The sequence below is a fragment of the Streptomyces atratus genome (assembly GCF_040655115.1).
Lineage (GTDB): Bacteria > Actinomycetota > Actinomycetes > Streptomycetales > Streptomycetaceae > Streptomyces > Streptomyces atratus_D.
The window spans coordinates 17,825-31,681 of sequence record NZ_JBFAJH010000024.1 but is presented as its reverse complement, the minus strand read 5'-3'; the positions used below and the strand labels follow the sequence as shown (position 1 = coordinate 31,681).

Annotated in this window: 8 protein-coding genes and 4 pseudogenes; 10 read left to right on the top strand and 2 right to left on the bottom strand. The window is 71.6% G+C overall.

Translation table 11 applies throughout. From position 1 onward, the window contains the following. The first annotated feature begins 64 nt into the window (after window positions 1-64). From AB0I23_RS23985 to cobC, 4 genes and pseudogenes are all read left to right on the top strand, one after another. Window positions 65-2,080 carry a putative cobaltochelatase gene (locus tag AB0I23_RS23985; RefSeq protein ID WP_359112092.1) on the top strand — a complete coding sequence of 672 codons (2,016 nt, stop codon included), beginning with the start codon at window positions 65-67 and terminating at the stop codon, window positions 2,078-2,080. Next, the gene (cobO, locus tag AB0I23_RS23980) at window positions 2,080-2,688 is read left to right on the top strand and encodes a cob(I)yrinic acid a,c-diamide adenosyltransferase (RefSeq protein ID WP_030920034.1); all 609 of its coding nucleotides are present in this window, start codon (window positions 2,080-2,082) and stop codon (window positions 2,686-2,688) included. Before AB0I23_RS23985 ends, cobO begins: the two co-directional genes overlap by 1 nt. After that, window positions 2,682-4,103, top strand: a complete 1,422-nt coding sequence (locus AB0I23_RS23975) for a cobyrinate a,c-diamide synthase (RefSeq protein ID WP_359112091.1) — start codon at window positions 2,682-2,684, stop codon at window positions 4,101-4,103. The genes cobO and AB0I23_RS23975 overlap by 7 nt, the downstream gene beginning before the upstream one ends. A 118-nt stretch (window positions 4,104-4,221) precedes the next feature. Then, a pseudogene (gene cobC / locus AB0I23_RS23965) lies at window positions 4,222-5,815 on the top strand (Rv2231c family pyridoxal phosphate-dependent protein CobC). Window positions 5,816-5,896: 81 nt separating this feature from the next. Here cobC and AB0I23_RS23960 read toward each other — a convergent pair. Continuing rightward, window positions 5,897-6,850: an SCO1860 family LAETG-anchored protein gene (locus tag AB0I23_RS23960; protein ID WP_359112089.1), complete on the bottom strand. Its 954-nt coding sequence runs from the start codon at window positions 6,848-6,850 to the stop codon at window positions 5,897-5,899. 313 nt (window positions 6,851-7,163) lie between these two features. Continuing rightward, complete coding sequence (locus tag AB0I23_RS23955) at window positions 7,164-8,240, bottom strand: amidohydrolase family protein (RefSeq protein WP_359112190.1); 1,077 nt, start codon at window positions 8,238-8,240, stop codon at window positions 7,164-7,166. 127 nt (window positions 8,241-8,367) lie between these two features. Between AB0I23_RS23955 and AB0I23_RS23950 the strand changes: the two genes are divergently transcribed. The 6 genes and pseudogenes from AB0I23_RS23950 to AB0I23_RS23925 all read left to right on the top strand — a co-directional run. Next, window positions 8,368-9,474 carry a pyridoxal-phosphate-dependent aminotransferase family protein gene (locus AB0I23_RS23950; protein WP_359112087.1) on the top strand — a complete coding sequence of 369 codons (1,107 nt, stop codon included), beginning with the start codon at window positions 8,368-8,370 and terminating at the stop codon, window positions 9,472-9,474. 353 nt (window positions 9,475-9,827) lie between these two features. Next, window positions 9,828-10,133 (top strand): annotated as a pseudogene (ectA, locus tag AB0I23_RS23945) (diaminobutyrate acetyltransferase); the annotation flags it as partial. A 247-nt stretch (window positions 10,134-10,380) separates the two neighbouring features. Further along, on the top strand, window positions 10,381-12,009 hold the full coding sequence (locus AB0I23_RS23940) for an IS200/IS605 family accessory protein TnpB-related protein (protein ID WP_359112189.1): 1,629 nt from the start codon (window positions 10,381-10,383) through the stop codon (window positions 12,007-12,009). Between the two features lie 6 nt (window positions 12,010-12,015). Continuing rightward, a pseudogene (locus tag AB0I23_RS23935) lies at window positions 12,016-12,477 on the top strand (phytanoyl-CoA dioxygenase family protein); the annotation flags it as partial. Window positions 12,478-12,572: 95 nt separating this feature from the next. Beyond that, window positions 12,573-13,595, top strand: coding sequence for a VOC family protein (locus AB0I23_RS23930; protein WP_359112086.1), 1,023 nt, complete (start codon window positions 12,573-12,575; stop codon window positions 13,593-13,595). Then, window positions 13,589-13,857, top strand: a pseudogene (locus AB0I23_RS23925) (LacI family transcriptional regulator); the annotation flags it as partial. The gene AB0I23_RS23930 and the pseudogene AB0I23_RS23925, both read left to right, overlap by 7 nt.

Here is a 13,857-nt window from a genome sequence, read left to right as displayed (position 1 = left end):
GGCTGAAAGGCGGACCGGAACGGGTCACCGGTTCTTGGATGGATGACGTCGTCAAGGAGGCTTTGTGAGTACCCCGTATCCCTTTACTGCCATCGTCGGGCAGGACGATCTGCGGCTCGGATTGTTGCTGAACGCCGTATCGCCCGCTGTCGGTGGTGTGCTCGTGCGTGGGGAGAAGGGGACCGCCAAGTCCACCGCCGTGCGGGCGCTTGCCGCGCTCATGCCCGAGGTCGATGTCGTCTCCGGGTGCCGGTTCTCGTGTGACCCCGTGTCGCCCGATCCGGCGTGTCCCGATGGGCCCCACGAGGCCGGGGGCGGCGCGTCGCGGGCGGCGCGGACCGTGGAGCTGCCGGTGGGCGCCTCCGAGGACCGCCTCGTCGGGGCGCTCGACATCGAGCGGGCGCTCGCCGAGGGGGTCAAGGCGTTCGAGCCGGGGCTCCTCGCCGACGCGCATCGCGGAATCCTGTACGTCGACGAGGTCAACCTGCTCCATGACCACCTGGTGGATCTGCTGTTGGACGCGGCTGCCATGGGTGCCTCGTATGTGGAACGCGAAGGCGTCTCCGTACGCCATGCCGCGCGCTTCCTGCTCGTCGGAACGATGAACCCCGAAGAGGGCGAATTGCGGCCGCAGTTGCTCGACCGGTTCGGACTGACCGTCGAGGTCGCCGCGTCACGCGACACCGATCAGCGGGTCGAGGTCGTACGGCGGCGGCTCGCGTACGACGACGATCCGGCCGGGTTCACCGCCCGGTGGGCCGGGGAGGAAGGCGAGTTGCGGGAGCGGATCGCCGCCGCGCGGGCGCTTCTTCCCCATGTGGTGCTCGGGGACCGTGCGTTGCGGCAGATCGCCGCCACCTGTGCGGCCTTCGAGGTCGACGGGATGCGTGCCGACATCGTGATGGCCCGCACCGCGACCGCGCTGGCCGCGTGGGCGGGACGTACCGACGTGCTCGCCGAGGACGTCCGGCAGGCCGCCCTGCTCGCGCTCCCCCACCGGCGCCGCCGCAATCCGTTCGACGCGCCCGGCCTCGACGAGGAGAAGCTCGACGACACGCTGGAGCAGAACAGCGGTGAAGGGGACGGGGGCGGGGACGATCCCGATCCGGACGGGCCGGGTGGGGGTGGGCAGCCGCCGCAGGGGGACAGTCCCGACACGCCACCGCGGCCCGAGGCGGGGGACGGCGACACGCCCGGACTGCCCTCGCAGGGGCGACCGGCCGATGGCGGCGAGCAGCAGCCCGTACGTGCTGCCGAGCCGTTCCGCACGAAGATGCTGAGCGTGCCGGGGCTCGGCGAGGGCGCGGCGGGGCGGCGGTCCCGGGCGCGTACCGAGCACGGTCGTACGACCGGGGCGCGGCGGCCCGAGGGGGCCCTGACCAAGCTGCATCTCGCCGCGACCGTGCGGGCTGCCGCCCCGCACCAGCGTGCGCGCGGACGCTCGGGCCGTGGGCTGGTGGTGCGGCGGGACGATCTGCGGCAGGCGACCAGGGAGGGACGCGAGGGGAACCTCGTTCTCTTCGTCGTGGACGCCTCCGGGTCGATGGCCGCCCGGCAGCGGATGGGCGCCGTGAAAGGTGCGGTGCTGTCGCTGTTGCTGGACGCGTACCAGCGGCGGGACAAGGTCGGCCTGATCACCTTCCGCGGCAGGGGCGCCGACGTGGCACTGCCGCCGACCTCGTCCGTGGACGCGGCCGCCGCGCGGCTGGAGACGCTGCCGACCGGTGGGCGCACTCCCCTCGCGGCCGGACTGCTGAAGGCACATGACGTCCTGCGGGTGGAGCGGCTGCGCGATCCGTCGCGGCGGCCGCTGCTGGTCGTGGTGACGGACGGGCGGGCGACCGGAGGTCCGGAGCCGGTGGCCCTGGCGGCGCGCGCCGCGCGGCTGCACGAGGCCGAGAGCACGGCGTCCGTCGTCGTGGACTGCGAGTCGGGGGTCGTGCGGCTCGGGCTGGCCGGCTCCCTGGCCCGCGATCTCGGGGGCACCGCCGTCACGCTCGACGAGCTGCGGGCCGACTCGATCGCCGGGCTCGTCAGGGACGTTCAGGGAACCAACGGATCCAACAGGAGGGCCGCTTGATGCCGCAGGGACAGCCGACCACGGTGCCGGACGACGGGCTGACGACGCGCCAGCGCCGCAACCGTCCGCTGCTCTTCGTCCATACCGGTATCGGCAAGGGCAAGTCGACGGCCGCGTTCGGGCTCGCGCTGCGTGCCTGGAACCAGGGCTGGCCGATCGGGGTGTTCCAGTTCGTCAAGTCGGCGAAGTGGAAGGTCGGGGAGGAGAACGCGCTGAAGGTCCTCGGCGCGAGCGGTGAGGGCGGCACGGTCGCCTGGCACAAGATGGGCGAGGGCTGGTCGTGGGTCCAGCGCGGCCTGCACGGCGACAACGCGGACAACGAGGAGAAGGCCCGCGAGGGCTGGGAGCAGGTCAAGCGCGACCTGGCCGCCGAGACGTACAAGCTGTACGTCCTCGACGAGTTCGCGTACCCGATGCACTGGGGCTGGATCGACACCGACGAGGTGGTCGAGGTGATGCGCAACCGTCCGGGGACGCAGCATGTGGTGATCACCGGGCGCAACGCCCCGGAGAAGCTCGTCGAGGCCGCCGACCTGGTGACCGACATGTCCAAGGTGAAGCACCCGATGGACGCCGGCCAGAAGGGCCAGAGGGGCATCGAGTGGTGACCGTTCCGCGACTGGTGATTGCCGCTCCGGCCTCCGGCAGCGGCAAGACCACCGTGGCGACGGGGCTGATGGCGGCCTTCGCGGAGCGCGGCCTCGCCGTGTCGCCGCACAAGGTCGGGCCCGACTACATCGACCCCGGCTATCACTCACTGGCCACCGGGCGGGCCGGGCGCAACCTCGACGCGTACATGTGCGGGCCGGAGCTGGTCGCTCCGTTGTTCGCGCACGGGGCGCGCGGGTGCGACCTGGCGATCGTCGAGGGGGTGATGGGGCTGTACGACGGGGCCTCCGGGGGCGAGCTGGCGTCGACCGCCCATGTCGCGAAGCTGCTGCGGGCACCGGTGGTGCTGGTCGTGGATGCGTCCTCGCAGTCGCGGTCGGTGGCGGCGCTGGTGCATGGCTTCGCCTCGTGGGATCCGCAGGTACGGATCAGCGGGGTGATCCTCAACAAGGTCGGCTCCGACCGGCACGAGATGCTGCTCCGGGAGGCGCTGGAGGAGTCCGGTGTGCCGGTGATGGGGGTGCTGCGGCGGGCCGAGCAGGTGGCCACGCCCTCGCGCCATCTGGGGCTGGTGCCGGTGGCCGAGCGGCGGGGCGACGCGGTGGCCGCTGTCGCGGCGATGGGGGCACAGGTTCGGAGTGGGTGTGACCTGGATGCGCTGATGGCGTTGGCGCGTTCGGCACCGCGGTCACCTGCCGCGTCGAGGGCGTGGGATCCGGTGGGGGCCGTACGGGAGGCGGTGGGAGGCGGGGGCGCCCTCGGCGAGGGTGGCCCGGACGGTCTCGACGGTGGCCGGCGCGGGCCGGGTTGCGGCCGTCCCGTCGTCGCCGTGGCCGGAGGGCCCGCCTTCACGTTCTCCTACGCCGAGCACAGCGAGCTCCTTGCCGCCGCAGGGGCCGACGTCGTGACGTTCGATCCGTTGCGGGACGAAGCGCTGCCCGAGGGAACCCGTGGGCTCGTCATCGGCGGGGGGTTCCCGGAGGTGTACGCCCCCGAGCTGTCCGCCAACGAACCGCTCCGCAAGGCCGTTGCCGATCTCGCAGCCGCCGGCGCTCCCCTCGCCGCGGAGTGTGCCGGGCTGCTCTATCTCTCGCGTTCGCTCGACGGGCTGCCGATGTGCGGGGTGCTCGACGCCGACGGCCGGATGTCGAAGCGGCTGACACTCGGCTACCGGGAGGCCGTGGCACTCACCGACAGTCCGCTGGCCGCGGTCGGCACACGGCTGCGCGGGCACGAGTTCCACCGCACGGTGCTGGAGCCGGGCGCCGGTGCCTCCCCCGCCTGGGGCATGCATCTGCCGGAGCGGCGCGTGGAGGGCTTCGTGCAGCGGGGCGTCCATGCCAGCTATCTGCATACGCACTGGGCCTCGGCGCCGGGCGTCGCGCGGCGGTTCGTCGCAAGGGCCGCGGGGTGACGTCGTCGGCCCGCGATGCCCACCACGAGCCGGATGAAGGCGACCCCCGCCACGGTGCACAGCGGTGTGGAGCGGGCCGGCCTTCGTACCGCTCTCGTTCCCGGAAGGATCTCGCCCCATGGTTCTGCTCGTCGTCGGGGTCGGCACGGGCCGGGGTGCGTCGGCCGACGAGGTTCTGGAGCTCGTCTCGTCCGTACTGCACGAGGCGGGGCTGTCGCCCCGCGGCGTCATGGAGTTGGCAACCCTCGACGCGAAGGCCGAGGAGCCGGGGATCGTGGGGGCGGCGGCGCGGCTGGGCGTTCCGGTACGCGGGTACAGCGCGCAGGAGCTGGCCGCGGTCGCCGTACCGAACCCGTCGGGCGCTGTGCTCGCCGCGGTCGGTTCGGCTTCGGTCGCGGAGGCGGCGGCTCTCGTCCGCGCCGACGAACTCCTCGTACCGAAGCGGAAGTCGAACCCCGCGGGGCGGGTGGGGAAGGTGACCTGTGCGGTGGCCCGGCGGGCTTCGCACGCGTATCCGGATCCCACCGTTGCGTCGAGCCCGGTGCCGGGCACATAGTCGTCCTGCTGTCGCTCCATCCCCACCGTCATGAACTCGCCCCCCACACCACCTGGAAGTCATGCACACTCCTACTGAGAGACCCGATGTCAACCGCGCGGACGGGCAGCACGATCTGCGGCACCACGGCGACGCGGAGGTCCGCGGCCGGGATCTGACCGATCTCGCCGTCAACGTACGTACCGATACGCCCCCGGCCTGGCTGAAGGAACGAATAACCGCGTCCCTCTCCACTCTCGCCGCCTACCCGGACGGGGGCCGTGCGCGGGCCGCGGTCGCGGAACGGCACGGACTGCCGGTGGATCGGGTCCTGCTGACGGCGGGTGCGGCGGAGGCGTTCGTGCTGATCGCGCGGGCGCTGCCGGCCCGGCGGCCGGTCGTCGTGCATCCGCAGTTCACCGAGCCCGAGGCGGCGCTGCGCGCGGCCGGGCACACGGTGGGGCGGGTACTGCTGCGCGCCGAGGACGGTTTCCGGCTGGATCCGGCAACCGTGCCCGAGGAGGCGGATCTGGTGGTGGTCGGCAATCCGACCAACCCGACGTCGGTCCTGCATCCGATGGCCGCACTGGAGAAACTGGCGCGCCCTGGGCGGACGTTGGTGGTCGACGAGGCGTTCATGGACGTGGTGCCGGGCGAGCGCGAGGCGCTGTGCGGACGTACGGACATCCCGGGCCTCGTGGTGCTGCGCAGCCTCACCAAGACGTGGGGGCTGGCGGGGCTGCGGATCGGTTACGTACTGGCTTCACCGGAGACCATCGGCGCGCTCCAGGAGGCGCAGCCGCTGTGGCCGGTGTCGTCCCCCGCCCTGGCGGCGGCCGAGGCGTGCATGGAGCCGCGGGCGCTGGTGGAGGCAGCCGCGGCGGCGGACCGGATCGCGTTGGACCGGGCCCATCTGATCGCCGGGCTCATGGAGTTCGCCGAGGTGCGGGTCGCGGAGCCCGCCGAGGGACCGTTCGTGCTGGTGCGGATGGAGCGGGCGGCGCAGGTGCGGGAGCGGCTGCGGGCGCTGGGGTTCGCGGCGCGGCGCGGCGATACGTTCCCGGGGCTCGGTCCGCAGTGGCTGCGGCTGGCCGTGCGGGACCGCGTGACGACCAACCGTTTTCTGCAGGCGCTCGATCAGGCGCTCCAGGTGCTCGCCTCCCCCAGGTACCGCTGACGGGGAGCGGCGCTCACCCCTGTGAACACCGCTCCCCATGCCCCTGATTTCCCCCTGCCCCGCCCCTCGGGCCGGTCGGCGTCAGTCCTGGGCGCGCCTGCGTGCCACGACCGTCGCGCCCGCACCCAGCGCGAGCAGGAACGCCGCTCCGCCCGCGAGGTACGGCGTCGCGGAGCTGCCACCGGTCTCCGCGAGGCTCGTGTCGACCGCTGCCGGGGCGTGACCGGTCCCGGCCTGCGGCTTCACCTCGCCACCGGTGCTGCCGCCGCTGGTGCCGCCGGAGTTGCCGCCCGCCGGCTCGGTGGGTTCGGTGGTGGGAGCGGTCGCCTTCGGGGTCTCGCAGGTCGCCTCGACGAGCGTGACCTCGCCCTGGACGTCGGCGACATTGAGCTTGAGCGGGTTGACCGACACCTTCAGCCGCAGCGCGGTCGCGGCGGCGGTACGTGACGTGGTCCGCGTCTTCGACAGGTCGAGACGGACCTCACCGACGCCGGGCACCTCCACCCGTGTCGTGCCGCCCGCCGTGAGCGTGACCTTCCGGCCGAGGACCCTGACATGGCCCAGCACATTCGATTCGGCAACGGGCTTGTGGCCCACCTCGCAGACCGCCTTGGAGGTGACCTTCTCGACCTCGATGAGCGAGAGCAGCGGCAGTCCGGGCACATGGACGCGGGCCTTCGCCAGGTTGCTGTAGCCCTCGGCCCTGTGCTTGTCGACGGTCGCGTCCGCCGTGGCCACGTCGGCACGCAGCACGTCGACCGGACGGCCGTGCGCCACGCCGTCGAGCCGCACGCTGAGCGCGGTCTCCTCGGCGCTCGCCGGTGCGTGCACCTCGTTGAGCGTGGTCCTCAGCGGCACATCGACCGTCTTGTTCAGGAGCGAGACGTCGAGTGCGGTGCGGAGCACGACCGCGCTCGCCTTCCCGCCGCCGGTGGTCGGGGTGGACCCGGTGGCGTGCGCCGGGGCGGCGACCAGCAGGGCGACGGGCGCGGCGGCAACCGCCAGGGCGGCGAGGCGGAAGGTGTTGCTGTTCAAGATGGTGGAACCCCCACAAGAGACATGGAGCCACCGGCGCCGTCCAATGGGGGACATCGCGGGCACCGGTGGCCTCGACTCCGTGAATCTTTACGCACAGAGGGTGAACTGGCAGTTATCTGAAGGGAGTTCACACCAAAGGGGGGTTTCCGTCTGCGTATTCGATTATCCCGGCACGTGCGACCCTCGGCATCACCCGATCCGCTGAGCGTGTACGACGTTCCGGCCGACTACGCCGGGGTGTGCGCTGAGGTGCTTCAACGAGAGCGAGCCCCGTTCGGTCACCGGCCGTCAACGCGGGGCCGCGGTGGCGTCATCCGATCACCCGGCCGTTCAGCACCACATGGCGCGGCGCCGACAGCACCCGTACGTCCGCCCGGGGATCCTCCTCGTACACCACCAGATCCGCCGGTGCGCCCTCCTCGAGACCCGGTCGCCCGAGCCAGGCGCGCGCACCCCAGGCCGTCGCCGAGAGCGCCTCGCGGGGCGGGATGCCCGCCGTGACCAGTTCGGCGACCTCCGCCGCCACCAGACCATGGGCCAGCGAGCCGCCCGCGTCGGTGCCGACGTAGACCGGCACGCCCGCGTCGTACGCCGCGCGCACGGTGTCGTAGCGACGCTCGTACAGCTGCCGCATATGCGCCGACCAGCGCGGGAACCTGGCCTCGCCGCCGGCCGCGAGGTCCGGGAACGTGGCGATGTTGACCAGCGTCGGGACGATCGCGACGCCGCGCTCGGCGAAGAGCGGAATGGTGGCCTCGGTCAGGCCCGTCGCATGCTCGATGCAGTCGATCCCGGCCTCGACGAGATCGGTCAGGGCGGCCTCGGCGAAGCAGTGCGCGGTGACCCGGGCGCCGAGCCGGTGCGCCTCGGCGATGGCCGCCTCGACCTCGCCGCGCGGCCAGCAGGCGGTCAGGTCACCGGCGTCCCGGTCGATCCAGTCGCCGACCAGCTTGACCCAGCCGTCGCCGCGCCGCGCCTCCTGCGCGACGTATGCGACGAGGTCGCCGGGCTCGATCTCATGGGCGTAGTTCCGGGTGTACCTGCGGGTCCTGGCGATATGACGGCCGGCCCGGACGATCTTGGGAAGGTCCTCGCGGTCGTCGATCCACCGGGTGTCGGAGGGCGATCCTGCGTCCCTGATGAGCAGCGTCCCGGCCTCCCGGTCGGTGAGCGCCTGCTTCTCGCTCGTGGCGGCGTCGACCGGGCCGTGGTGATCGAGCCCCACATGGCAGTGGGCGTCCACGAGGCCCGGCAGCACCCAGCCGGTGACGGTCTCCGCCGCGTCCGCGCCGGGCGGCCGCTCGTACGAGATCCGCCCGTCGACGGCCCACAGCTCGTCCCGTACGTCGTCGGGACCGACGAGTACCCGCCCCTTCACATGCAGCACCGGCTTCACCGTGTGATCTCTCATGGCAGCACTGTACGAGGCGGCCGGTGGCGGCCTCGGTACTCTCGACGCAAGCGCTGTTCGCACGCCGAACCGCAGGCCGACCCGATCCGAAGAGAGCACCACCGTGACGCACCCCTTCCTCGACCTCGCCCCGCTCACCGCCGCGCACTTCGCCGCCGTCGAGCGGCGGGTGGCCGGCCTCCTCGCCACCGAGCAGGACGTCGTCATCATGCAGGGCGAGGCGCTGCTTCCCCTCGAAGGCTGCATCCGGAGCGGTGCCCGGCCCGGTTCGACCGCACTGAACGTGGTCACGGGGCCGTACGGGCAGACCTTCGGGAACTGGCTGCGCGACTGCGGTGCCAATGTCATCGATCTGGCGGTGCCCTTCCACACCGCGGTCACCGCCGACCAGGTAGCGCAGGCGCTCGCCGCGCACCCGGAGATCGACTTCGTCTCGCTGGTCCACGCGGAGGCGGCGACCGGCAACACCAACCCGGTCGCGGAGATCGGTGAGGTCGTCCGGGCGCACGGGGCGCTGTTCATGCTGGACGCCGTCGCCTCGGTGGGCGCCGAGCCGCTGCTGCCGGACCTGTGGGGCGTCGACCTGTGCGTGATCGGCGCGCAGAAGGCGATGGGCGGCCCGGCCGGGGTGTCGGCGGTGTCGGTGAGCGGGCGCGCCTGGGAGCGGATCGCCGCCAACCCCGAGGCCCCCCGCCACTCGTACCTCTCGCTCCTGGACTGGAAGGAGCGCTGGATCGACGGCGGCCGCAAGGCACTCCTGCACGCCCCCGCACAGCTGGAGATGCTCGCGCTGGAGGCGTGCGTGGAGCGGATCGAGACGGAGGGGCTGGAGGCACTGATGGCCCGGCACGCGGCGGCCGCCGCGGCGACACGGGCGGGCGCGGTGGCGCTCAGCGGCGGTCTGGCGCCGTACGTGCACGAGGCGCGGGAGGCGGCGCCGGTCGCCACGACGCTGCGCGCCCCGGCGGGGATCGACGCCGCCGGGCTGGTCGCCAAGGCGCTCGCGGCCGACCCGTCGCTGCCGCTGATCGCGGGTGGCGGGGCACTGTCCAAGGAGATGATCCGGGTCAATCACTACGGTGTGGACGCGACGCGTGGAGCGGTGCAGTCCTCGCTCGCCGCTCTGGGGGCGGCGCTGGCCGACGAGGGCCGGCCGGTCGACTTCGAAGCTGCCCGCAGGGCCGTTACGGAAACCTGGCCGAGCGAATAAATTCAGGAGGGTCCGCCATCCGGGATCCGGCGGCGGACCTCCACGAATTCGCCAATGCGGGGAGCTGTTAATTCAGAGCAGCTCCCCGCATTCTTTTGCCCGCTTTCCCGGACCCTAAACCCTAAAATTTCGACAGCACTGATCGACACAATTCGACCGCGCCTCCGGGGAATTACGACTCTGTGACCGACTCCACATCCGGGGAAGATTTGCCGGATAAATGACGGATATACCGGCAGGAATCTTCACCGCTTCGCGCCGGGGCACGCGCCCGCGTGATAACACACGGACCCGTTCCACCCAACTCTCTGCGTCGATGCAATTTCAGAATTTGCTGGGTACATTCAATTCGCATGACCGCCGCACCAGCAGATTTTGCACGTGCCCGAAGCGAATTCCTCACCATCGACACCCCGCGAGTGGAGGACGGAGCCGCGATCTGGCGTATCGCCCGTGACTCCGAGGTCCTGGACCTCAACTCCTCGTACAGCTACCTGCTGTGGTGCCGTGACTTCGCCGCGACCTCCGTCGTCGCCCGCGACCAGACCGGTGAACCGGTCGCCTTCGTGACGGGATACATCCGACCCGACCGCCCCGAGACGCTCGTCGTCTGGCAGGTGGCCGTCGACCACGGCCGGCGCGGGACCGGGCTGGCCGCCAGATCCTCGGTTCGGACGTGTACGTCCACCAGTCGCGGATCAACGTCAAGCGGGGGTTCGGTACTTCGGGGTTGTGGGCTGCTGTCGGTTTACTGAGCTGAAGTGAGTTGTGGGGTGCGGGAGTGAGTCCTGTCGGTGGGTTCGAGGGGGTGGGAACGGGAGTTCTGGCGCCGAATGGGTGACCTTGGCGACTGCTGCTCGTTGGGCTGGGTGGCAGTTGTCCGGCCTTGAGGGAGGGGGTGATGTGGTGCGTGGTTCGCGGGAGTTGGCGGCGTCCTTCGTGGTGTCCGGGCCTGCCGGGATGGCGATCCGGGACCGTCTGGGGCACCTCACGTCCCAGGACGAGAAGGTGCTGCGTGCGGTCGGTGAGCATCAGGGTGCGCTCGCTTCCCGTGATCTCAAGGCCCGCTGTGCGGATGGTCTGGAGCACAGTGCGGACACCTGGGCGTCGCGTAAGCGGGAGCTGACCGGGGTGTCGTCGTCGCGGATCGCCGGGGCGATCACCAAGGCCACCAATGACCAGTGGGCGCTCGCGCGCCGCTGCCAGGCGGCGCACATCCAGAACCTGGAAGCCGGGATCAAGACGCTGCGGCACCGCCTGTCCCTCCCGATCGGGAAACGCGGAACGAAGCGGGCCGCGGGCGGCTACCGGTCGAAGAGCGAGTGGTTCCGCAAGTCCCGTCGCCTTGCGATGCTGGAAGACCGGCACGCCGCCGCTGTCTCCGACCGGCAGGCCGGACGGGTCCGGGTGGTGCGGGGCGGTAAACGTCTCCTGAACACCCGCCACCATCTCGCCCGGGCCGGGCTCACCGAAGGCCAGTGGCGGGAACGGTGGGAGGCGGAGCGCTGGTTCATCGCGGCTGACGGCGAGTCGGGGAAGCGGTTCGGGAACGAGACGATCCGGGTCACCCCGGACGGCGAAGTCAGCATCAAACTGCCTGCCCCGCTCGCGCACCTGGCCAACGCCCGGCACGGCCGGTACACCCTCACCGCCCGTATCGCGTTCGCGCACCGGGGCGCGGAGTGGGCCGACCGCATCACCACGAACCGGTCCGTCGCCTACCGCATCCACCTCGACACCGGCCGTTGCCGCTGGTACCTCACCGCGTCCTGGCAACGCCCCGTCGTGAAGACCATCCCGTTGGAGGCCGCCCGCGCCCGGGGCATGATCGGCGTCGACACCAACGCCGACCACTTCGCCGCCTACCTGCTCGACCGGCACGGCAATCCGGTCGGTGACCCGCACCGCTTCCCTTACGACCTGTCCGGCACCGCCGGTCACCGCGACGCGCAGCTCCGCCACGCGCTGACCCGCCTGATCAACTGGGCGGTGCGTGTCGGTGTCGCCGCGATCGGCATCGAGGACCTCGACTTCACCACCGAGAAGACCCGGGAGAAGCACGGCCGTAAAAAGCGGTTCCGGCAGCTGATCTCCGGCATCCCGACCGGCAAACTCAAGGCCCGGCTGGTCTCCATGGCCGCCGAACAGGGCCTCGCGGTCGTCGCGGTCGACCCCGCCTACACCTCCCTGTGGGGTGCCCAGCACTGGCAGAAACCACTGGCCACCCCCCACCGCACGATGTCCCGTCACGATGCCGCCGGTATCGCGATCGGACGACGCGCCCTCGGACACCCGGTCCGGCGTCGGACGGCACCGCCCCCACACGACCGGAGTGATCGTGCGGGGCATCGGACCGTCCAGGCCAGGCCAGGCGCCCGGGGGCGTGAGGGAACCCGCCCACCCACAACGGATCACGCCCCTGGAGGCGTGCCGCCGAACGGGACGAGAAAGCGGGAACCCAGCGCATCCAACACCGTTCGGGATGCGCCCAGAACGCAGCAGTGGGTCCAGGACTCACTCATGCGCACTGGTTAGGAACGGTTCTACTGGCACTCGGACTTCGAGACCTGGCACGCCGAGGACGGTCTGCCGCACATGCGGGCGGTGTCCGTGTCGATCGCGCTGACCGAGAACCACGACACCAACGGCGGGCTGATGATCATGCCCGGTTCGCACAAGTCGTTCCTCGGGTGCGCGGGCGGGACGCCGAAGGACAACTACAAGAAGTCGCTGAGGATGCAGGACGCCGGCACCCCGTCCGACCAGGCGCTGACCAGGATGGCCGACCGGCACGGCATCCGGCTCTTCACGGGTCCGGCCGGTTCGGCGACCTGGTTCGACTGCAACTGCATGCACGGCTCGGGGGACAACATCACCCCGTACCCGCGCAGCAATGTCTTCATCGTCTTCAACAGTGTGGAGAACGCCGCCGAGGAACCGTTCGCGGCGCCGGCCAGGCGCCCGGAGTTCATCGGGTCACGGGACTTCTCGCCGGTGGGATGAGGCGGTGGCGCGGTGGGCGGTGGCGGCCCGGGCCGTCCCCGCCCACCGGCACAATCGGGTGGACCCGGTCGTCCGTCAGCAGCGAGAGTGAGGCCATGACTTCACTCGTACGACACGTCACCATCGACTGCGCCGACGCCTACACGCTCGGCAGTTTCTGGGCCGAGGTGCTCGGTGCGCAGCTGTCCGACGAGGACCGGCCCGGTGATCCCGAGGCACTCGTCGAGACCCCCGGCGCCGCACTGCTGTTCATTTCGGTACCCGAGCCCAAGGCCGGCAAGAACCGCGTCCACCTGGACGTCCAGCCGCAGGACCGTACCCGTGACGAGGAGGTCGAGCGGCTGCTCGCCCTCGGCGCCACGCTCGTCGGCGACCACCGCAAGCCGAACGGCCGGGGCTGGGCGACGCTCGCCGACCCCGAGGGCAATGAGTTCTGCGTGGAGTGCAGCGCCGCGGAACGGGCCACGCTGACCGCGACCCGGCTTCCGGTCACCGCGGACGACGTGACCAACGCGGTCCATCTCTCGCTCGCCGCGCTCCGTGAGGTTCCGGAGGACCACTGGCGGGCGCCCGCCGGGACACTGGAGTGGGACTCCTGGGAGACCGTGGAGCATCTGAACGACGATCTCTTCGCGTACGCGGCCCAGTTGGGCCCGAAGAAGCCGCCGCTGGATCGCGAGGTGCCGTACCGCTGGGGAGCCGACCGCAAGGGCGGCCCGGCCAACGCGATCTTCGCCAACCCCGACGCCGGTGCGGCCGGCCTGCTGCAGACCCTGGAGGCGAGCGGAGCACTGCTGACGGCGATGGTACGGACGACCCTGGCGGATGTCCGCTCGTTCCACGCCTACGGGATCTCGGACCCGGAGGGCTTCGCCGCGATGGGAATCGTGGAGACCCTGGTGCATACGCACGATGTCGTTCGGAACCTGGACATCTCCTGGGCGCCGCCGGCCGATCTGTGCGACCGCGTACTGGCCCGGCTGTTCCCGGACGCCCCGGACGACGCCGACCGGTGGACCGTACTGCTCTGGTCCACCGGCCGCGCCGAGCTGCCCGGGCGTGAGCGCGTCAGCTCGTGGAAGTGGCGGAGCGCGCCGCTGGACACGCCTGCTTGTTGATCGCGGGGACGGAGGCCGAACGCCGCCGGAGCATGCGGTACATCGCCGGTCATGCGGACGGTGTCCTGCTGGTCTCCAGCCACTCCGGCGACCCGGTCGCCGCCCGGCTGCACAAGGCCGGGGTCCCGCTCGTCGCCTGCGGCAAGCCGCTCGGGCAGGGCTCCGAGGCCGGCCATGTGGCGGCCGACGCCGGGACGGCGCCCGGGACATGGTGCGTTGCCTGCACGAGTCGGGGCGCCGCCGGATCGGTACGACAGCAGGC

Coding starts and splice junctions, on each gene's coding strand:
- AB0I23_RS23930 (WP_359112086.1), top strand. CDS start 12,573: ATGACTTCACTCGTACGACACGTCACCATCGACTGCGCCGACGCCTAC.
- cobO (WP_030920034.1), top strand. CDS start 2,080: ATGCCGCAGGGACAGCCGACCACGGTGCCGGACGACGGGCTGACGACG.